This is a genomic window from Pectobacterium versatile (genome assembly GCF_003932035.1).
Lineage (GTDB): Bacteria > Pseudomonadota > Gammaproteobacteria > Enterobacterales > Enterobacteriaceae > Pectobacterium > Pectobacterium versatile.
Genome location: NZ_CP034276.1, coordinates 3,347,885 through 3,366,575, shown reverse-complemented (window position 1 = coordinate 3,366,575; position 18,691 = coordinate 3,347,885). Strand labels below are relative to the sequence as shown.

The 18,691-nt window shown below is 53.7% G+C and carries 16 protein-coding genes; 9 read left to right on the top strand and 7 right to left on the bottom strand.

Annotated features, from left to right (window positions below):
* Positions 1-70: 70 nt before the first annotated feature.
* Positions 71-1,384, top strand: coding sequence for an acetyl-CoA C-acyltransferase FadI (fadI, locus tag EIP93_RS15260; RefSeq protein WP_103940986.1), 1,314 nt, complete (start codon positions 71-73; stop codon positions 1,382-1,384).
* Positions 1,381-3,618 carry a fatty acid oxidation complex subunit alpha FadJ gene (gene fadJ / locus EIP93_RS15255; protein ID WP_125232931.1) on the top strand — a complete coding sequence of 746 codons (2,238 nt, stop codon included), beginning with the start codon at positions 1,381-1,383 and terminating at the stop codon, positions 3,616-3,618. The genes fadI and fadJ overlap by 4 nt, the downstream gene beginning before the upstream one ends.
* Here fadJ and EIP93_RS15250 read toward each other — a convergent pair.
* From EIP93_RS15250 to EIP93_RS15230, 5 genes are all read right to left on the bottom strand, one after another.
* Positions 3,611-4,621 (bottom strand): Csu type fimbrial protein, encoded by a 1,011-nt coding sequence (locus EIP93_RS15250; RefSeq protein WP_116586664.1) that lies wholly within the window; start codon positions 4,619-4,621, stop codon positions 3,611-3,613. The genes fadJ and EIP93_RS15250 overlap by 8 nt on opposite strands.
* A gap of 4 nt (positions 4,622-4,625) precedes the next feature.
* Positions 4,626-6,992, bottom strand: coding sequence for a fimbria/pilus outer membrane usher protein (locus tag EIP93_RS15245; RefSeq protein ID WP_125232930.1), 2,367 nt, complete (start codon positions 6,990-6,992; stop codon positions 4,626-4,628).
* Positions 6,993-7,050: 58 nt separating this feature from the next.
* The gene (locus tag EIP93_RS15240; RefSeq protein WP_103862185.1) at positions 7,051-7,824 is read right to left on the bottom strand and encodes a fimbrial biogenesis chaperone; all 774 of its coding nucleotides are present in this window, start codon (positions 7,822-7,824) and stop codon (positions 7,051-7,053) included.
* Positions 7,825-7,859: 35 nt separating this feature from the next.
* Entirely contained in the window at positions 7,860-8,396 is a 537-nt protein-coding gene (locus tag EIP93_RS15235) for a Csu type fimbrial protein (RefSeq protein WP_103160757.1), read from the bottom strand.
* A gap of 183 nt (positions 8,397-8,579) precedes the next feature.
* The gene (locus EIP93_RS15230) at positions 8,580-9,131 is read right to left on the bottom strand and encodes a Csu type fimbrial protein (protein WP_103941415.1); all 552 of its coding nucleotides are present in this window, start codon (positions 9,129-9,131) and stop codon (positions 8,580-8,582) included.
* A 1,094-nt stretch (positions 9,132-10,225) separates the two neighbouring features.
* Between EIP93_RS15230 and sixA the strand changes: the two genes are divergently transcribed.
* The gene (sixA, locus tag EIP93_RS15225; RefSeq protein ID WP_125232929.1) at positions 10,226-10,708 is read left to right on the top strand and encodes a phosphohistidine phosphatase SixA; all 483 of its coding nucleotides are present in this window, start codon (positions 10,226-10,228) and stop codon (positions 10,706-10,708) included.
* Positions 10,709-10,796: 88 nt separating this feature from the next.
* On the opposite strand, the gene smrB is transcribed toward sixA, so the two are convergent.
* Positions 10,797-11,339: an endonuclease SmrB gene (gene smrB / locus EIP93_RS15220; RefSeq protein ID WP_103971299.1), complete on the bottom strand. Its 543-nt coding sequence runs from the start codon at positions 11,337-11,339 to the stop codon at positions 10,797-10,799.
* 171 nt (positions 11,340-11,510) lie between these two features.
* On the opposite strand from smrB, the gene prmB reads away from it, so the two are divergent.
* The 6 genes from prmB to EIP93_RS15190 all read left to right on the top strand — a co-directional run bounded on the left by prmB (position 11,511) and on the right by EIP93_RS15190 (position 16,192).
* The gene (gene prmB, locus EIP93_RS15215) at positions 11,511-12,443 is read left to right on the top strand and encodes a 50S ribosomal protein L3 N(5)-glutamine methyltransferase (RefSeq protein ID WP_103971298.1); all 933 of its coding nucleotides are present in this window, start codon (positions 11,511-11,513) and stop codon (positions 12,441-12,443) included.
* Between the two features lie 87 nt (positions 12,444-12,530).
* Positions 12,531-13,616, top strand: coding sequence for a chorismate synthase (gene aroC, locus EIP93_RS15210; RefSeq protein ID WP_103862181.1), 1,086 nt, complete (start codon positions 12,531-12,533; stop codon positions 13,614-13,616).
* A 6-nt stretch (positions 13,617-13,622) separates the two neighbouring features.
* Positions 13,623-14,468 carry a penicillin-insensitive murein endopeptidase gene (mepA, locus tag EIP93_RS15205; protein WP_103940993.1) on the top strand — a complete coding sequence of 282 codons (846 nt, stop codon included), beginning with the start codon at positions 13,623-13,625 and terminating at the stop codon, positions 14,466-14,468.
* Between the two features lie 32 nt (positions 14,469-14,500).
* Positions 14,501-15,301 (top strand): sulfite exporter TauE/SafE family protein, encoded by an 801-nt coding sequence (locus EIP93_RS15200; protein WP_103940995.1) that lies wholly within the window; start codon positions 14,501-14,503, stop codon positions 15,299-15,301.
* Between the two features lie 27 nt (positions 15,302-15,328).
* Positions 15,329-15,874 (top strand): elongation factor P hydroxylase, encoded by a 546-nt coding sequence (locus EIP93_RS15195; RefSeq protein WP_103162551.1) that lies wholly within the window; start codon positions 15,329-15,331, stop codon positions 15,872-15,874.
* Positions 15,875-15,907: 33 nt separating this feature from the next.
* Positions 15,908-16,192: a YfcL family protein gene (locus EIP93_RS15190; protein ID WP_010298554.1), complete on the top strand. Its 285-nt coding sequence runs from the start codon at positions 15,908-15,910 to the stop codon at positions 16,190-16,192.
* A 409-nt stretch (positions 16,193-16,601) separates the two neighbouring features.
* Here the strand turns inward: EIP93_RS15190 and mnmC are convergent, their stop codons facing one another.
* The gene (gene mnmC, locus EIP93_RS15185; protein ID WP_125232928.1) at positions 16,602-18,629 is read right to left on the bottom strand and encodes a bifunctional tRNA (5-methylaminomethyl-2-thiouridine)(34)-methyltransferase MnmC2/FAD-dependent 5-carboxymethylaminomethyl-2-thiouridine(34) oxidoreductase MnmC1; all 2,028 of its coding nucleotides are present in this window, start codon (positions 18,627-18,629) and stop codon (positions 16,602-16,604) included.
* Positions 18,630-18,691: the final 62 nt, after the last annotated feature.

The window sequence follows — 18,691 nt, the reverse complement described above, 5'->3', positions numbered from 1 at the left end:
CAGGTCTGACCTGTTGTACGCATACTTTATTTTTGGTTAACGGGAATATTTTCGGTTAACAGGAGCGTTTATGAGCGAGGTATTACCTCTGATAACCCGTCGTGGCGATCGCATTGCGATCGTGAGCGGATTACGCACCCCATTTGCCCGGCAGGCAACGGCCTATCATGGTGTACCTGCCATCGAATTAGGAAAGCTCGTCACCAGCGAATTACTGGTTCGCACTGGGATCGATCCTGAATTGATCGAGCTATTGGTGTTCGGACAGGTGGTGCAAATGCCTGAAGCGCCGAATATTGCCAGAGAGATCGTGCTCGGCACAGGCATGAGTGTGCATACCGATGCCTACAGCGTGTCGCGCGCCTGCGCTACCAGCTTTCAGGCGGTCGCCAACGTGGCGGAAAGCATTATGGCGGGTACGGTGGAAGTTGGCATTGCTGGCGGAGCGGATTCCTCTTCCGTGCTGCCGATTGGCGTCAGCAAAGCGTTGGCCAGAACGCTGGTGGATATGAACAAGGCTCGGACACTGAGCCAGAAATTGAAACTGTTAAGCGGCCTGCGCCCGAAAGACCTGCTACCGGTTGCGCCCGCCGTGGCGGAGTATTCTACCGGATTGCGCATGGGCGATACCGCCGAACAAATGGCAAAAACCTACGGCATCACGCGTGAAGAGCAGGATGAACTGGCGCACCGCTCACACAAGCTGGCGGCTCAGGCTTGGGAATCCGGCGTGCTGCGCGATGAAGTCATGACGGCTTACGTCCCACCTTATGACAAGGCGCTGAGCGAAGATAACAATGTGCGCCATGATTCCGCACTGGATCAATATTCCCGCTTACGCCCGGCGTTCGATCGCCGACACGGTACGGTCACGGCGGCGAACAGTACGCCGCTGACGGATGGTGCGGCGGCGGTGTTGATGATGAGTGAGTCTAAGGCCAAAAGTCTGGGGCTCACGCCGCTGGGCTACCTGCGCAGCTATGCATTCAGCGCCATCGGCGTGCAGCGTGATATGTTGCTGGGGCCGGCTTACGCCTCCCCGCTGGCGTTGGCAAGGGCCGGCGTGACGCTGGGCGATCTGACGCTCATTGATATGCACGAAGCCTTTGCCGCCCAAACGTTGGCAAATCTCAAACTGTTTGCCAGCGATGAGTTCGCCCGGAATCAACTGGGTAGAAACGCTGCACTAGGCGAGGTGGATCGCGACAAGTTCAATGTGTTGGGGGGATCCATTGCCTATGGACACCCCTTTGCTGCCACCGGGGCGAGGATGATTACCCAAACGCTGAATGAACTGCGTCGTCGCGGCGGTGGGTTGGGATTAACCACCGCCTGCGCGGCTGGTGGGCTGGGTGCGGCAATGGTACTGGAGGTGACGCCATGAACGATCAACAGCCTTTTTCCGTGACAACACCGTCTGTAATGGAAACAACATCGTCTGCAATGGAAAAAACAGCGCCTGTAACGGAAAGCCCGTCAGCCTTTTCTCTTACCATTCGGCCGGACAACATCGGTGTTATTTGCATTGATGTCCCCGGTGAGAAGGTGAACACGCTAAAGAGCGAATTTGCAGAACAAATTCTCTCGGTCTTCGAGCAGGCGCGGCAGCATGCGACGCTCAGAGGGCTGATTTTTATTTCCGCCAAGCCTGATTCGTTTATCGCCGGTGCGGATATCACCATGTTGAACCAGTGCAGCAGCGCCGAACAGGCAGAAAACCTGGCGAAACAAGGGCAGGAAACGTTTGATCAGGTTGCCGCGCTGCCGTTCCCCGTGGTGGCCGCGATCCACGGTGCCTGTCTGGGCGGTGGGCTGGAGCTGGCATTGGCCTGCGACTATCGCGTCTGCTCGCTGGATGAAAAAACGGTGCTGGGGCTACCCGAAGTGCAGCTTGGCCTTCTTCCCGGTTCGGGCGGAACGCAGCGTTTGCCACGCTTAATTGGTTTGGATAGCGCGCTGGATCTTATTCTGACTGGTCGCCACCTCCGTGCGAGTCAGGCATTACGACAGGGGCTGGTTGATGAGGCCGTCCCGCACGATATCCTGCTGGAGACGGCGGTCGAGATTCTCAAAAAAGGAAAACGCAAAGCGGTGCCGCTGGGCTGGCGTTCGCGTCTGCTGAGCAGTCCGGGCATTCGCCATGTGCTGTTCAAAATAGTGAAACGCAAAACGCGTGCGAAAACACACGGCAACTATCCGGCCACGGAAAAAATCATTCAGGTGGTGCGTCGGGGTATAGAAAAAGGCCGTGAGGAAGGGTATCGGCACGAGGCGCGAGCGTTTGGCAAACTGGTGATGACGCCGGAATCGGCTGCGCTGCGCCATCTGTTCTTTGCCTCCAATGCATTAAAGAAAACCGCCGGTGCGGCTTCTGAAGCGAAGCCGATCCATCGCGTCGGTATTCTCGGCGGCGGGCTGATGGGCGGCGGGATCGCCAGCGTCACGGCGACGCGCGGGCAGGTGCCGGTGCGCATTAAAGACATCAATGAACAGGGCATTAACCATGCGCTGAAATACAACTGGCAACTGCTGACCAAACGCGTCCAGAGTAAGCGGATGAAGCCGACGGAGCGCCAGCGGTTGATGACGTTGATTTCCGGCAGTACGGACTATCGCGGTTTTGAACATGCGGATATCGTCATTGAGGCCGTTTTTGAAGATCTGGCGCTGAAGCGGCAAATGGTAGCGGAGATTGAAGAGCACGCTGCGCCGCACACGATCTTTGCATCGAATACTTCCTCGCTGCCGATCCACCAGATTGCAGAGGGCGCACGCCGTCCGCAACAGGTTGTGGGTCTGCACTACTTTAGCCCGGTGGACAAAATGCCGCTGGTTGAAGTTATCCCTCACGCTCACACCAGCGCAGAGACGGTCGCAACGACGGTGGCTCTGGCGAGAAAGCAGGGAAAAACCGCGATCGTCGTAGGCGACAGCGCCGGTTTTTATGTGAACCGCATATTAGCGCCTTATATCAACGAAGCCGCTTATTGCCTGCTGGAAGGGGAACCGATCGAATCGATTGACTATGCGCTGGTGCGTTTTGGCTTCCCCGTCGGTCCGCTTGCGCTGCTTGATGAGGTCGGTATTGATGTGGCGACCAAAATTGTGCCGGTGCTGAGTGAAGAACTGGGCAACCGCTTTTCCTCTCCACCCGCGTTTGATGCGATCCTGAAAGATGGGCGTAAAGGGCGTAAGAATGGAAAAGGGTTCTATCGATACAATAAAACGCGCCGTTTCTGGCACGCGGGCAGGGAGGTAGACTGCTCGGTTTATCCGCTGCTGGACGTTACGGCAAAGGCCCATATCGATCCCGCGCTCATCAGCCAGCGTGCCGTGATGATGATGTTGAATGAGGCCGCGCGTTGTCTGGATGAAGGGGTGATCCAGTGCGCCCGCGACGGTGATATCGGCGCGGTATTTGGCATTGGCTTCCCACCTTTCCTCGGCGGGCCGTTCCACTATATGGATCGTCTGGGGGTGGAAACGGTCGTGAAAACGCTACTGGTGCTGCAACAACAGTATGGCGATCGGTTCGCACCCTGTGAACGTCTGCTCGCGATGCGGGAAGGTCGACGGACGTTTTATCCGCCAACCGATGAAGACCAGAGCGCTAGTTGATCGTGACGTTAATCGTGACGGTATCTTTATACGCGCCCTCTGGCTTGCTGGCCTGACTGGCGTTAATGCGGGCGGTGTACGGGATACTCTGCGTAATCCCCGTCCCCGTTCCGCTGTAATCGTTGGTCTCGGTCCAGGCGATATTCCCGGTGCGATAGAGCTGGTATTGCAAATAGTAAGGCGTGCCGCCGACGGTGGCCGTCATTCTGCGCCAGTTGGCATCATCGGGGTGAGTGCTGACCAGCTTGACGGTATAGGCTCCCAGCAGCGTACAGCGAACGCCGAGGCTACTGTTGACCGCCGCGAAATCGGCGGGAAACGCCGCAATACCAAAACTGACATTCGGCGCACTGGTGATCTGGCAATCATTGGTGATGTTCATGGTGATATTGAGGGTTGAGGTTGTGGTGCCCTCTTCGTAAACGCAGAGACCTAACGCCCCCAGCGAACAAAGTCGATAATCCCATTTGATGGTCACCGTATCGGTATAGGTTCCGGCGGAAACGTTGTTGCCAATACTGGTGCGGATATAGATCGGTATGGAGCCATCCGCTGAATTGAACAGACCTAAGATTCCCAGAAATGTCGTCCGAGACCAGGTATAGGTTGAACCGATTTCATAAAGCGTACCGCAACCAGAATCGATACACAGACTATAGGGAACGTAGTCTGTGCTCGTCCCTCTGCGCATCCGCATGGCGGTACCGCTGGGGTTACTGTCATCCAGTATTGTGATTTGAATTGTATTGGTACTGGCTAAACTCAACAGGCTTCCCGTACAGCGGAATCCACTGCCCGATGTCACGATCTGGGGAGTACCGTTAACACCGACAACGGAAGAGGCATAAGGCCCCAGCGTGGTGGAACTCGGTGGCGTTGTACAGGCGGCGTAGCTAACCGGCGCGTAATACAGCGCCATCAGCAGGAAAGCCAAACGTAGCCAACGGACCGCTTGCCGGTTAGCGGGGGAGAAGTGCTGGATTTTCGGTATCGGAGTCAGCATCGTTTTATCCTTTTGAGTCAGTCTGGCAGGTAAGCGGGCCGATGGTCGCCATCATGGTCTGTGATTCCGGCAGTGAAAATTCCACCCGGCAAAGCCGCCCGTCCTCTTGTTTAAAACGTAGGCGGTTAGCCGTTCCCAGATTGGTGAAATAGACCAGACCATCGTAGCCGCTGATGGTGGTGTCGCCGCTGACGTCGTCTGTTATCCAGGTGCCGATGGTGAGCGGGTTTCCATCCGTATTGCGCAGCTTAATGTTGGCGGATCGCACGGCATGAACGGGGAACGTAACGACAGTGCCGCTGCCTTCTTTGACCGACACGCGCGATTCCACCTGTGGGGTGGCGACGTTAGCTGGCAGTTGTAACGTATCGATTTCCACTTTCGCGAGGTAGTTAGACACGACCCACGGTACGAGTAAATGGCCGCGTTTGTTGGTTTTACCCACCAATTGGTTTTCATATTTTACCGGGACGTCAGGGTATCCCTCGGTATCGACCACAATAAAAGCGTCGTTGATACGGTTACTGGCGAAAAGCCCGCTGTTCATGTAGATCAGTGAGCCGCTCAGTTCCCCCCATTGCGTGGTGTTTCCTTCATTGCCATAAGTGCCACCGGCAAGCATGGCATAGGGGCCGCGCCAGTTCAGCGAGCCTTGGTGATAAGGGGTTTTTCCTGCGCCATACGCGGCGTTCCAGCCTAATCCACCTTCTATCGGCACGGTACGGTTCACTCCGACACGCGGTGAATAATCGCCATTGCTGTCGCGCTGAACGCCGGCATTAATGCTGCCGTTTGTACCAAAAGGCATTACGAACTGGATCTGGGCACTGTAGCCGTTTTCTCCCAGTTCTTTGTTAAAGGCGAGGTAAATAGAGCTGTCTTGCCAGACCTGACGGCTGAAAGAGAAATTCAGCAGGCGGGTACGGGTTGAATCGTACGTACGGATATCGAAATACCCCACGCCGAATGAGCCGTTGCCTTCACCGAAGAGTTGGCTGCTGAGCGTTGCCTGATAGCTTTCCCGGCTGAGGCGACCTTCCGTGAGTACGGCGGTTAAATCGCGGTAGGCTTCACTGCGTTTAGCGTGTTGAAAACTCAGGCCAAATGCGGAGGTGTAGTAGGAGTAGCCCGTAGTGTACTGGTGTCCGGTGGCTTCTTTTTCGCTCTGACTGTAGGACGAACTCAGCGTGCCCCAGCGGCCGATGGTAAAATCCGCCCCTGCGCCGAGCAAATAGAGATCCTGTACCGCTTCACCATGCGCCGATACCGTCAGTTTATTGGTCAATCCGTAGCGATAGATGCCGCTAACGGCAGGATCGTCAGTATAGGCGTTATTCTTTACGCCATAGTCCTGACGCAAAACGCCAACGGACAGATCGAAATCACTTAATCCCTCCCTTAGCAACGAGTTGGAGACGTAAAAGGGGATCGTGGTGGAAACTTGCCGCCCCTGCGCATCCGTGGTGATGACGGTCGCTTCCCCTGCGCCGTTAAGGTAAGGCGTATTCGTGAGGGTGAAGGGGCCAGCATTCAGGCTGGTGCTGTTAGCTTTATAGCCGTTGATAAACAGATCCAACGTGCTGGGTACGGCAGCCGTACCGGTATATTGCAACATCGGATAGGTCACGATATCTGGGCGGAGGGCGAAATTGCGAGCGATGCGCAGGCCGCCCATGCGCACTGAGTTGCTCCACGTCAGGGAGTTGCTGATCAGATCGCCAACCTGATAGGTGAGCATGCGTTCGTTATCGTTATAGCGCCAATAGGTGTCGAAACGCTGATAGTCACCTTGCTGCGCGGTATTGCCGCTCGATGTGAAATAGTAGATCCCCGAGTTGGATAAGGTTCCATAGGGACTGAAAACGCGCTGTTCCATCCAGCTGTTGAGTGAATCTGCATTGCCGCGTGATGAGGTGTAATAAAGGTTATAGTTGAACAACAATCCAGGGCTGCTGCGGGCGGGGATACGTGCCATGTCTTGCCCTCCGCCTTCAATGGACTGTTCTGGTAGCCAGAGCGTGGGAACAGTGAGCTTTAGTTGCTGTATGGCCTGATCGTAATCGGCAGTCACCTCTGGCAGAGCACTAACATTAACCAGCCCCGTACTTTGCTCCGGTAAGCGGATGTGATTCGAACGCAGCGTTGCCGCATCTACATAATAGCTCCCGGCACGATACGTGACAGGAACAACCGTGTTATCGCTCTGTCCGTTAACGGAAAGCGTTAAATAATAAATGGATTCGCTGAGCGAGGGCATGGCGCTGGGGGGCGCAGGAAGATCGGTATAGTCTTCCGCGAGAATCGTCGCAGAATAAAACAGCGCAAATGGAGCGTACATGAGCAGGGGGAAGGCAACTATTTTGCACTTCATACCTGGTTTCACCATAGCTTCATGGCCAATAGACACGCTTCTGCCGTTAACCGAGCCATCATTCGCGTTTAATCAAAATGGGATCGGTGATATCGATCAGGTTGGTGAAGAGCTGCATCGCCGCACCCGGTGTAGATACGCCCGCAGGCAACGACCAGCGCATCTCTTGCCCCGGTAGCACATAGCCTAAAAAGCCGTCGGTTACCTTTACCCGGCTTCCTTTCCCGCTTTGGTCGGCTGACCAATAGACGTTACTTAGACGAGCATGGACCACGCCACGATTACGGACATAAAGATAGTTTTTCCCCCCAACCGCACTGACTCGCCAACTGAGCACGGGCAGCGTTGGCTCTGCGTTGGCACGTCGTTTACCCGGGCGAGTATGTGTCCAGACGCCTGCACCATCAAGGAACAACGGCAGCAGGTAGCGCATCTGGAATTGCAGACCCATCTGTGGTGCGTTTTGCTGGTTGGGAGCGGCAATTTCATCAACGATGATGCGATAAGCCTGCTCGGTATTGGCAGGTGCGGGGTTGACGCGAATCAGGCGCACCATATTGCGCTTACCCGGTTCCAGCGTCATGAACGGCGGTGTGGCAATCACGTTACTTTGTTCAGCATAACGATCCTGAAAATCTATCTGCTTCCACGACATGATGCGGATTTGCAAGCCGACGGGTGCATTTCCCTTGTTTTCCAGCCACAGCGCCGAGCTGCTCTCATCGGACTCAATAACCTGATAGATCGGCCAAACAAGAATAGAGCTGGCGGCAAAGCAAGACGAGGCGAAACCGCTTAATAAAAAGACCATTGCCCGAATAAAAAACGTCATTTTCCTTTTCATCCTGTGTTCACCCTGTTTTGTTTTTAATAAGTCAGGCTGACGGTCACGTTATCGGTATAAACCCCTGCGGGAGGAAGAGGCGTGCCGCCAAAATAGCGGGCATAAACGGTGTAGGTCTGGGTTGTGGCCGGAAAAGAGGCTATGTTGAGTGCCAGACCTCCTGTTCCCCACACCTGTGTGCGTGCCGCATCGCGGTAGAGCTGATAAGCCAACAGGCGCGTTCCTGCTGCATTTTTCAGATAACGTTGTGTGCTGTCACCGCCATTAGTGCCGTAGCTCAGTTCAATAACGGCGCTGATGCCTGGCGTACAGGTCGCGATAATCGACCCACCGCCGCTGGTGCTGGCGATATCCACGTTGGTCGCCGTGGCGCTGCGCGTCCCAAAATTCAGCGTGCCCATGTTGGGCTGGCTGCTTGCCGTGCTGGTGCCAAAAACACAGCCTTTTTGTATCGTTGCCGTGACATCGAATGTGCTGCTCACGGTGAGCGCCATCGCTACCGTGGGGACAATGGTGCCCGACAGCAGAAATAACAAAATCAGAACCGATGAAAAACGCATCGCAATACCAGCGGTTACGTAAATTGAACGGCGACACGAGAAACGTCTGAAGTCAAAAGGAGCGACGTGGCGTAGTCGGTAAACGCAACATCGCGTATGAGATGTGGTGACATAACGGCTCCTTTTCTTGTGGATCAATGACCCTAAAAAGGCCGACATACGAGCATGTCGGCCTGTAAAAAATTACCATACGATAGTTGCTGCGACGGTGTCGGTGTAAGAACCCGCAACGGGTGACAGAACAGTTTGGTCTGATGGCAGAATACGGGCATAGACCGGAACCAATTGCGGGTTGCCCGTTGCGACAATGGCAATACCCGTGCTCCCCGTAGCCGTAAGCTCGGCACTACGGTTGCTGTCGCTGTATAAACGATAAGGGACGTTATACGTGCCCGTTCCCGGTGCGAGTCTGCGCAGAGCGCCGCTGTCGTTCAGCCCGGCGCCGATGTTCAGCGTGGCAGGGGTGCCAACAGAGCACGTGACCGTAATCCCGTTGCCTCCCGCGCTGGCGGACTGGCTATCAATATTAGCGGTCAAATCGGAATGGGAACCAAAATTAATCGTACCCCATGTGCCGCTTTGGCCCGCGCTTCCGTTATTGATAGTACAGGCGGCAGTAATCGTTAAGGATACGGGGATCTGGCCGCTAATCGTCACGCTGCTTGCGGTGTGGGAAAAGCCGAATGTGGTGAAAAGTGTAGCCAGAATAGGTAATGTTATTCGTTTAGAATTCATAACGATTCCTTTATATTCCTCTAACTTATTTTCATCGAAAATGTCTTCACGAAAGCGCATTGATTTCCGTGAAAACTGCTCGTCACGAATGACTATTATAAAAGTAATCATAACGAGTCGTTTTAATCAGTACGGATATTTATATGGCATGGATTAACCGATCGGGAAAACGAAGAGCATGTATTACTTTTCCTGATCGTCTAAGCCACTGACACAAAAATGTCGCACTACTGAAATAGATATCGCTATTACTTTCAGTACGTTCCGTATGGTTAAGGTCACGCTATCAAGAAAACGTATTACTTATTTTATCTTCCGTGGTGTGAATAATTTCGGACATATAAATAACAGAGAAATTCTTCGGGATTTATCCTGAGTTGCACATTCGTCCATAAATAGAAGAGCAATCTATTTTTATTATATGGCGTTATATTCTGTGTAATTACCTTGTTTATAAAAAATGAATAGTAAAAAAAGTGCTATTTAAGATAAAGATAGAACCAGAGTGGTTTTTTAACAATGTCACAAAAATTGATATGCGTTAAAAAAGTGCAAGAAATCGACATTTTTGATTTTATTAGTGTTTTATGCTGATTTTTTGTTCTTTATTGAATTCTGTATCCTATTTTTTGATTTTATTGTAAGTGTTCATAATGACCATTATAAAGTTATGGTTATGTATTTTGAGCGGGTAAATCCTACCGTATATTTATAAAATTTTTATTTATCATGTGATTAATGATGAACGGTGAGGTCGAGGTGAGCCTGACGACTCTGCTGATACATTACGGTTATTGACTCGTTGGCGATGGATCCGCTAAAAACGCGTCTTGAGAATAGTTAATGTTATAACAGTATTCTGCCGCATTTTGGGCTGAAACCCGTGGGTGGGAAGCGGGGATAATGCGTTTTTCTACCTAAACCTGGCCTCAGGTGAGTTTACATAACGAGAAACTCAGGTAACCTACAGCAATACGATAGTTATACCCTACATGGCTTACCTTACAAGTATGCCAAAATGGCAGGAAAGCCAATGCTCATACAGCATTAAGTATGAGGATATATCATATATTTCATTAACATAGCGGTGTAATATGCAAGTGTTGATAATGCGTCATGGTGATGCGGTACTTGATGCAGCGAGTGATGCCGTCCGGCCGTTGAGCGACGCTGGTCGTGATGAATCCCGCCAGATGGCGTGTTGGTTGAATGAGCAAAATATCGATATTGAGCGCGTTCTGGTGAGCCCCTACTTGCGTGCCCAGCAAACGCTCGAGGTAGTGAAAAACGCGCTGCAGCTGCCGGAAGAAGCGGATTGCCTGAATGAGCTGACGCCCGGTGGTGATGCTCAGCTTGTCAGCTATTACCTGCAAACGCTGGCGAGAGAAGGCGTGGGTGCGGTTCTGGTTATTTCGCATCTGCCGCTGGTGGGCTATCTGGTTGCCGAATTATGCCAGAATGAAACCGCGCCGATGTTCGCTACCTCTGCTATTGCCTGCGTGAAAGTGGACGTGGAATCCTGTCATGGCGTTCTGCACTGGCAAGTCAGCCCGGCCCAACTGAACGCAAAATCCTGATACGGTTAACCCCAATTTCCTGAATTCATACGGTATGAGGCGTGTAATGAACTTACATGCCTCATTGTTTTTTTGAATAAGGGTGAGTTTATTCAAGCGAAGGGGCTTCCAACGCCACCAACACCAGCAGCGCGGCACTCCCACCAAATTCTTTCGGGGCCTGATGAAAAGCCAGCACGTCAGGGTGCTGTGCCAGCCAGAGCGGCGTTTGTTGCTTAAGGATATGTTTGCCGTGCCCGTGCATCACGCAGGCGCAGTAAACGTGCTCCCGCCGACAGGCCGCCAGCAGCGCGCCCAGCTCCTGCTTCGCCTGAAGCTGTGTCAGGCCGTGCAAATCCAGAAACAGCTCCGGTGAATAATCTCCTCGTCGAAGCTTCTTCAATTCATAATGGCTGGCACCCGGGCGGACATAGCGCGTTGGGCCTTCTGCATCCAGCTGTGGCTGAAATTCATCCGAAAAATAAAAACTGGCATCAACCTGCTCCTGCAATACCCGTTTGGCGGGCAATTCGCCTGGTTTTTTGCGCAGCGGTCTGTGGGTATAGGTATCCTGGCGCAATTTTTTTGTGCCAGTGATGGACGCGCGAAAAAGCTGCAATTCGTCGTCATTCAGCGAATATTTATTACTCATGTTTCATTCATCTTGCGCCAACATTCGATCAGTTTACCTTGTCTCCCCGCTGTCGCTAAATAAAAGTCTGTATCGGAGCGCGTTCAGTCGGTTATATCTGCTGATTTGTCGCGGGCTTCATGGCAAACTAAGCGCCAATTTGCCATTCAGAACTGTCTGCGGAGGACACCCTTGGACAAAATTTTCGTCGATGAGGCCGTCAGTGAACTTCATACCATTCAGGATATGTTGCGCTGGGCTGTCAGCCGGTTTAACGCAGCCAACGTCTATTACGGTCACGGGACGGATAATCCCTGGGATGAAGCCATACAGCTCGTCTTGCCTAGCCTGTATCTGCCGCTCGATATTCCTGAAGATATGTACACGTCCCGTTTGATCACCAGCGAACGGCAGCGCATTGTTGAACGTGTGATCCGCCGCGTCAATGAGCGTATCCCGGTCGCCTATCTGACCAACAAGGCTTGGTTCTGCGGTCTGGAATTCTACGTGGACGAACGCGTGCTGGTGCCGCGCTCTCCCATCGGTGAGCTGATCAATAATTATTTTGATGAGCAACTGCCAAAAACGCCAAACCATATTCTGGATCTGTGCACGGGCAGCGGCTGTATTGCGATTGCCTGCGCTCAGGCGTTCCCGGAAGCGGAAGTCGATGCGGTCGATATCTCCAGCGATGCGCTGGCGGTAACCGAGCAAAATATTCAGCAGCACGGCTTGGAATACCGCGTGACGCCGATTCGCTCTGACCTGTTCCGCGATTTACCGGCGATTCGCTATGATCTAATCGTGACCAATCCACCGTATGTGGATGAAGAAGATATGTTCGATCTGCCGCAGGAGTTCCGTTTCGAGCCTGAGCTGGGGCTGGCGGCGGGCAACGACGGCCTGGATCTGGTTCGCCGTATTCTGGCTTGTGCGCCAGACTATCTTAGCGACGAAGGCGTGCTGATTTGCGAAGTGGGCAACAGCATGGTGCACCTGATCGATCAATACCCAGACATCCCGTTCACCTGGCTGGAATTTGATAACGGTGGTGACGGCGTGTTTATGCTAACTAAATCACAACTGGTTGATTGTAAAGCGCATTTCAGCGCTTACCGTGATTAAACGGTCGTAACGATATTCATTGGTCTTACCGTTGGTGCATCTGGCCGGACGGTAAGGCAGAAACAGAACACATGCGAAGGAGTTGTGATGGCAGGCAACAGTATTGGGCAATTTTTCCGCGTCACTACATTTGGTGAATCCCACGGTATTGCCCTGGGATGTATTGTTGACGGCGTGCCGCCGGGGATCCCGCTAACGGAAGCGGATCTGCAACACGATTTGGATCGTCGCCGTCCGGGAACATCCCGCTATACGACGCAGCGCCGAGAACCCGATCAGGTCAAGATTCTGTCCGGCGTTTTTGAGGGCGTGACAACAGGAACCAGTATTGGCCTGTTGATTGAAAACACCGACCAGCGTTCTCAGGATTACGGTGCGATTAAAGATGTCTTTCGCCCCGGCCACGCCGATTACACCTATGAGCAAAAATACGGCCAGCGCGATTACCGTGGTGGTGGTCGCTCCTCCGCGCGTGAAACCGCAATGCGCGTTGCCGCAGGGGCGATTGCGAAAAAGTATCTGCAACAGCAACATGGTGTGAAGATACGTGGCTATCTGTCGCAGATTGGCGATGTCACCTGCGAGCTGAAAGATTGGGAACAGGTTGAGCAAAACCCGTTCTTCTGCCCAGATATCGACAAGCTGGAAGCCTTGGATGAACTGATGCGGGCGCTGAAAAAAGAGGGCGATTCCATTGGCGCGAAGGTCAGCGTCGTGGCGGAATCGGTACCTGTCGGATTAGGCGAACCGGTCTTTGATCGTCTGGATGCCGATTTGGCTCACGCATTGATGAGCATCAACGCCGTAAAAGGCGTCGAAATTGGCGATGGCTTTGCGGTTGTCACCAAACGTGGCAGCGAAAACCGAGACGAAATCACGCCAGACGGTTTCCAAAGCAATCACGCTGGCGGCATTTTAGGCGGGATCAGCAGCGGCCAGAATATTGTTGCGCATCTGGCGTTGAAGCCGACCTCCAGCATTATGGTGCCGGGCAAAACGATCAACCGTCAAGGCGAAGCGACTGAAATGGTCACGCGCGGGCGTCACGATCCGTGTGTGGGTATTCGCGCGGTGCCGATTGCCGAAGCCATGATGGCGATTGTGTTAATGGATCACCTGCTGCGCCAACGTGCACAGTGTGGGGATGTGAACAGTCTGGTTCCTCGCTGGTAAAAAATAATGAAACAAGGGTTAATCGGGGTTCTTGCGCTGGCACTGAGCGCGCCGCTGCTGTCGAACGTCGCATGGGCGAAAACGCCCTGGCAGGAGATAACGCATCCGGTTGCGGGTACGCCGCAGTCAATTGGTAGTTTTTCTAATGGCTGTATCATCGGTGCCCAGCCGCTGCCATTGCAGTCGCTGGATTATCAGGTGATGCGCGTCGATCAGCGCCGCTATTTCGGTCACCCCGATCTTCTGGCGTTTATTCACCGCCTGAGCAACGAGGTTAAGCGCACGACCTCTGGTAATGTGCTGGTGGGGGATATGGGGATGCCGGTCGGTGGACGCTTCAGCAGCGGCCACGCCAGTCACCAATCCGGGTTGGATGTCGACATCTGGCTGCAATTGCCCAGACAGCGCTGGAGCGATCAGCAGTTGCTGAAACCGCAGCCTATCGATTTGGTTAACGCCAGCGGACTTAACGTTAACCCACGTGTCTGGCGACCGGAAATTACCAACCTGATCAAAACCGCTGCGCTGGATAGCGACGTGACGCGCATCTTCGTCAATCCGGCGATTAAAAAACAGCTGTGTGTTGAAGCAGGTCACGATCGTGACTGGCTGCGTAAAGTTCGCCCCTGGTTTGCGCATCGCGCGCATATGCATGTTCGCCTGCGTTGCCCAGCGGACAGCCTTGAGTGTCAGGATCAGAGCGAACCACCCGTTGGTGACGGATGCGGTGCCGAGTTAACCAGCTGGTTCCAGCCAAAGCAGCCGAGTACCGAAGCCCCAGAAAAAACCACGCCGCCGCCGTTGCCTCCATCTTGTCAGGCACTGCTCGACAGACATTTTGCCGCGAGATAACAATTAACTATGTCGCGAGATAAAAAATAATTATGGACTGGTTAGTGCTTGGGCCAGAAATGCTGGCCGTGCTGTTTTTTGTCGGGGCGTTGGCAGGGTTTATTGATTCAATTGCGGGCGGGGGCGGCTTATTGACGATCCCAGCCTTGCTGGCGGCGGGGTTATCCCCGGCGCAGGCGCTGGCAACGAATAAACTTCAAGCTGTTGGCGGATCCTTTTCCGCCAGCCTGTATTTCATCCGTCGCCGTGCGGTGAATCTGGGCGAACAGAAACTGGCGATTGCGCTGACGTTTGCCGGCTCAACCTTTGGTGCCTGGCTGATCCAACAGATCAATGCTGATTTTCTGCGCCAACTGCTGCCAGTGCTGATTATTGGCATCGGTCTCTACTTTTTATTAACGCCAAAAATCGGCGATGAAGATCGGCAGCGTCGGCTGTCGCCGCTGCCGTTTGCGATTGTGGCAGGCGGCTGCGTCGGCTTTTATGACGGCTTTTTCGGCCCCGGTGCCGGTTCATTTTACGCGCTGGCCTTTGTCACTCTGTATGGTTTCAATCTGGCCAAAGCGACGGCGCATGCCAAGATCCTAAACTTTACCTCTAACTTCGGTGGGCTGTTGTTTTTTATGCTCAGCGGAAAAGTGGTCTGGGTGGTCGGCGGCGTCATGCTGATCGGGCAGATCCTCGGCGCGCGGCTTGGGGCCAAAATGGTGATGACGAAAGGGCAAAAGCTGATTCGTCCTATGCTGGTGCTGGTTTCCGCCATCATGAGTGGCAAGCTGATTTATGACAGCCACGGGCACGAGATTGCCGTTTGGCTGGGACAGTTTTTATAACAACAAATGATGATAACAACAGATAACATGACTACGACGCACCATTATCAACAACTGATTGATATTTTTAATAATTGTTTTGGCGACGAATACAATACCCGTCTGGTAAAAGGCGATGATGAGCCGATTTATCTGCCAGCGGATGATGACATTCCGTATCACCGGATTGTGTTTGCCCACGGTTTTTATGCCAGCGCGCTACACGAAATTTCTCACTGGTGCATTGCTGGTGCTCAGCGGCGTTTGCAGGTCGATTTCGGCTACTGGTACTGCCCGGATGGTCGCGATGCCTCGACGCAAAGCCAGTTTGAAGTGGTGGAAATCAAACCGCAGGCCTTCGACTGGCTGTTCTGTGTAGCCGCAGGCTTTCCGTTTAACGTCAGCTGCGACAACCTGAACGGCGACTGCGAGCCGGACCGTATTGATTTCCAGCGGCGCGTGCATGCGCAAGTGATGCAGTATCTGGAAGAGGGGATTCCCGCGCGTCCTGCCAGCTTTATTCGTGCATTACAATCGTTTTACAATACGCCACCGCTGACGGCGGCGAGCTTCCCGTATCCAGCCGATCTGTGATGCACGGGAATCGCAAAAATTTGAGGATAAGAAATGATCGCAGAATTTGAAACGCGCATTCTGGCGCTGATTGATGACATGGTAGAGCATGCCAGCGATGACGAACTGTTTGCTGGCGGCTATTTGCGTGGTCATCTGACGGTGTCGGTGGCTGAAGCGGAAGAGAACGGTGAACAGACGCTTGAAGCACTGCATGTGCGCGTTAGCGACAGCATTAATAACGCCATCAAAAACGGCGAACTGTCACCGCCGGATCAGGTGCTGGTTAACGGGATGTGGGAACGTTTGTTCCAACAGGCGCAGAATAGTACGCACTAGCTTGAATTAATCAGCGCGAGTTTAGCTGAACTTGTTATGGCCGCTCCCTACCTACTGTCTCTTAGTTACATTCCTATGCCGACTCAGAGACGGTTTCGTGCGTTACACCGCCGCTATTCATATGCGATACCGTATACGCGCCCGACGCAGGGCGCTCAGTCGCCGCCGCCCTGCGAACCCAGGCTTCCGGCTAAATTATGCCGCTGCGCGGTTCCATCGGTGTTCCTGACCGCTAGTCGAGCCGCCAGTGACGCGTTCCCGACGCGGCACTGGCTTTCGCGGCGTCCTGCCGCTCACTCGGCGGTCAAGCTCACCTCTGCATAATTTTTTAAGCCGTATTCTGGCAAAAACCATTATAAGTCGTGGCATTTGTGCACAAGAGGCCGTTTGTCTGTGAGGAGATAGTTTATTAATCCTTCGTTACAGGTTTACCTTTCAGCAGTTTCCTTATCCAGAAACGATTCGGGTTGAGTGCGGCGAGCGTATCGCGATCCAGCGGTAGCGGTTCGCCATACATCTGCGAGGCCAGAATTTCCGCCGCGAGTGGGGCGGAGCACAGGCCGCGTGAGCCTAACGCACCGATGATAAACAGATCCTGCCAATAGGGTGCGCTTGGCACCGTGTCAGCACGGTGTTGAGGATGCAGTCGATCTTCATAGTCTGTCAGCGTTTGTTCATAGTTCGGCACGGCGCCAAGCAGCGGTAGATGGTCGCGCAGTGCGCAGCGGACGCCCTGACGCGCCTGCGCATCGCTAATATCGACCGTTTTCGCCCAGTCTGCGTCGGGCAAACAATTCAGCAGGCGCTGGCGATTTTCTTGCTGCTCGTCTTCCCGATAATCACAGTGTGTTTCCCCCCGTAAATAGCTCGCTCCGATGCAGTGCGTTTGATGTTGCGGACTCACTGGCGTCAGATAGCCGTCGTAGCACAAGACCTGTTTGAGCTTCCCCAACACCGGATTGGTCGGAATATGGCTTACTTGCCCGCGTACGGCGTAGGCGGGTAAATGGCGGGTTTGTGGCCAGTCGGTAATGTGATGACCATTTGCCAGCACCACGACCGCATGGTTTACCTGCTGGCCTGTGCTCAGGGTGAGCGCCCAGCCGTCGTCCGTTTTTTCCAGTGTGGAAATGGCAGTATTCATCTGTACCGACAGACCGTTTTGCTCTGCCAGCTTCAGTGCAGAAGCCGTCAGCTCTGCCGGGCACAGCCAGCCGCCGTCAGGATAAGTGATGCCGTTTACGCCGGGATTCAGGCCGCTCTGATTTTCCAGTTGCTGCGCATCCACGCTGACGACCAGCTCTTCCGGCCACTCCCCTTGCAGAATCTGTTCGATTTTACGCGCACTTTTTTCATCCCAGGCGAGCTGGCTGACGCCGCACCACTGATGCTCAAACTCCAGCCCCTGCTGTGCCAGTTCAGTATAGTTACGATGGGCAAAGTCAAAGGCGAGGGAGAAAAAGCGGGATACTGCATCGTGCCGATTATTCAGCAGAGGATAAAGCGCCCCCTGACGATTGCCGGATGCGTCCGTGGCAGGCTGTGCTTCCGCACAGTAGAGCGTGATGTTTGCACCGCGCCGTTGCAGCGCCAGTGCAGTGAGCACGCTGGCAATACCACCGCCGATAATCGCAATATCGTCAGTCGTGCTGGCGGCTGGGCGCGAATACCACGGCGTCGGCGACGTGACGGAAAGCGCCTCGGGAAGGATGCCGCTCAGCATTTCGCGTTTCTGCCCGAATCCTTTAATTTTACTGACCTGAAACCCCGCCTGTTGCAGACCGCGACGCACAAAGCCTGCGGCGGTAAAGGTGGCGAACGTGCCTTCTTTACGGCACAAACGTGCCATTGCCTGAAATAGATTATCCGTCCACATGTCTGGGTTTTTGGAAGGCGCGAAGCCGTCCAGAAACCAGGCGTCGACCTGATGGTTCTGCGTATCATCCAGCTCAGGTAGTAAGACGTTAACGTCACCGAACCATAAATCGAGCGTGATAGTACCTTGCGCCAGAATCAGACGATGGCAGCCCGGTAGCGCTAGCGGCCATTGCTCTCGCAATTCATCTGCAAATGCGGCCAGCTCCGGCCACTGTGCGTGTGCGGCAGCCAAATCATGCCGACGCAGGGGGAATTTCTCGAAACTAATGAAATGCAGGTGGCGCAAGGTCGCCTGTGGCTGCTGTTGACGAAAGTCGGCAAATGCTTGCCACAGCGTCAGAAAATTCAGGCCCGTTCCAAAGCCGGTTTCTGCTATCACGCAGGCGGCGCGCGGGTGCGTGGTGAAACGCTCAGGAAACTGATTGCCCTTTAAAAACACATAACGGGTTTCTGCCAACCCATCCTGATTCGAAAAATAGACGTCATCAAACTGTTGCGATACAGGTGTACCCTGAGCGTTCCAACTTAACGACGCGTGTTGGATGGGGAGGTTGGTCACGACAAAAAGCTCATTATTCAAGTGATGATGAGATTCTATCGGGCTGAATATTGTGGCGCAAA

Bases quoted from the DNA above. Each gene is read 5' to 3' on its own strand.
- fadI (WP_103940986.1), top strand. From the start codon at position 71: ATGAGCGAGGTATTACCTCTGATAACCCGTCGTGGCGATCGCATTGCG.
- fadJ (WP_125232931.1), top strand. From the start codon at position 1,381: ATGAACGATCAACAGCCTTTTTCCGTGACAACACCGTCTGTAATGGAA.
- EIP93_RS15250 (WP_116586664.1), bottom strand. From the start codon at position 4,621: ATGCTGACTCCGATACCGAAAATCCAGCACTTCTCCCCCGCTAACCGG.
- EIP93_RS15245 (WP_125232930.1), bottom strand. From the start codon at position 6,992: ATGAAGTGCAAAATAGTTGCCTTCCCCCTGCTCATGTACGCTCCATTT.
- EIP93_RS15240 (WP_103862185.1), bottom strand. From the start codon at position 7,824: ATGACGTTTTTTATTCGGGCAATGGTCTTTTTATTAAGCGGTTTCGCC.
- EIP93_RS15235 (WP_103160757.1), bottom strand. From the start codon at position 8,396: ATGCGTTTTTCATCGGTTCTGATTTTGTTATTTCTGCTGTCGGGCACC.
- EIP93_RS15230 (WP_103941415.1), bottom strand. From the start codon at position 9,131: ATGAATTCTAAACGAATAACATTACCTATTCTGGCTACACTTTTCACC.
- sixA (WP_125232929.1), top strand. From the start codon at position 10,226: ATGCAAGTGTTGATAATGCGTCATGGTGATGCGGTACTTGATGCAGCG.
- smrB (WP_103971299.1), bottom strand. From the start codon at position 11,339: ATGAGTAATAAATATTCGCTGAATGACGACGAATTGCAGCTTTTTCGC.
- aroC (WP_103862181.1), top strand. From the start codon at position 12,531: ATGGCAGGCAACAGTATTGGGCAATTTTTCCGCGTCACTACATTTGGT.
- mepA (WP_103940993.1), top strand. From the start codon at position 13,623: ATGAAACAAGGGTTAATCGGGGTTCTTGCGCTGGCACTGAGCGCGCCG.
- EIP93_RS15200 (WP_103940995.1), top strand. From the start codon at position 14,501: ATGGACTGGTTAGTGCTTGGGCCAGAAATGCTGGCCGTGCTGTTTTTT.
- EIP93_RS15195 (WP_103162551.1), top strand. From the start codon at position 15,329: ATGACTACGACGCACCATTATCAACAACTGATTGATATTTTTAATAAT.
- EIP93_RS15190 (WP_010298554.1), top strand. From the start codon at position 15,908: ATGATCGCAGAATTTGAAACGCGCATTCTGGCGCTGATTGATGACATG.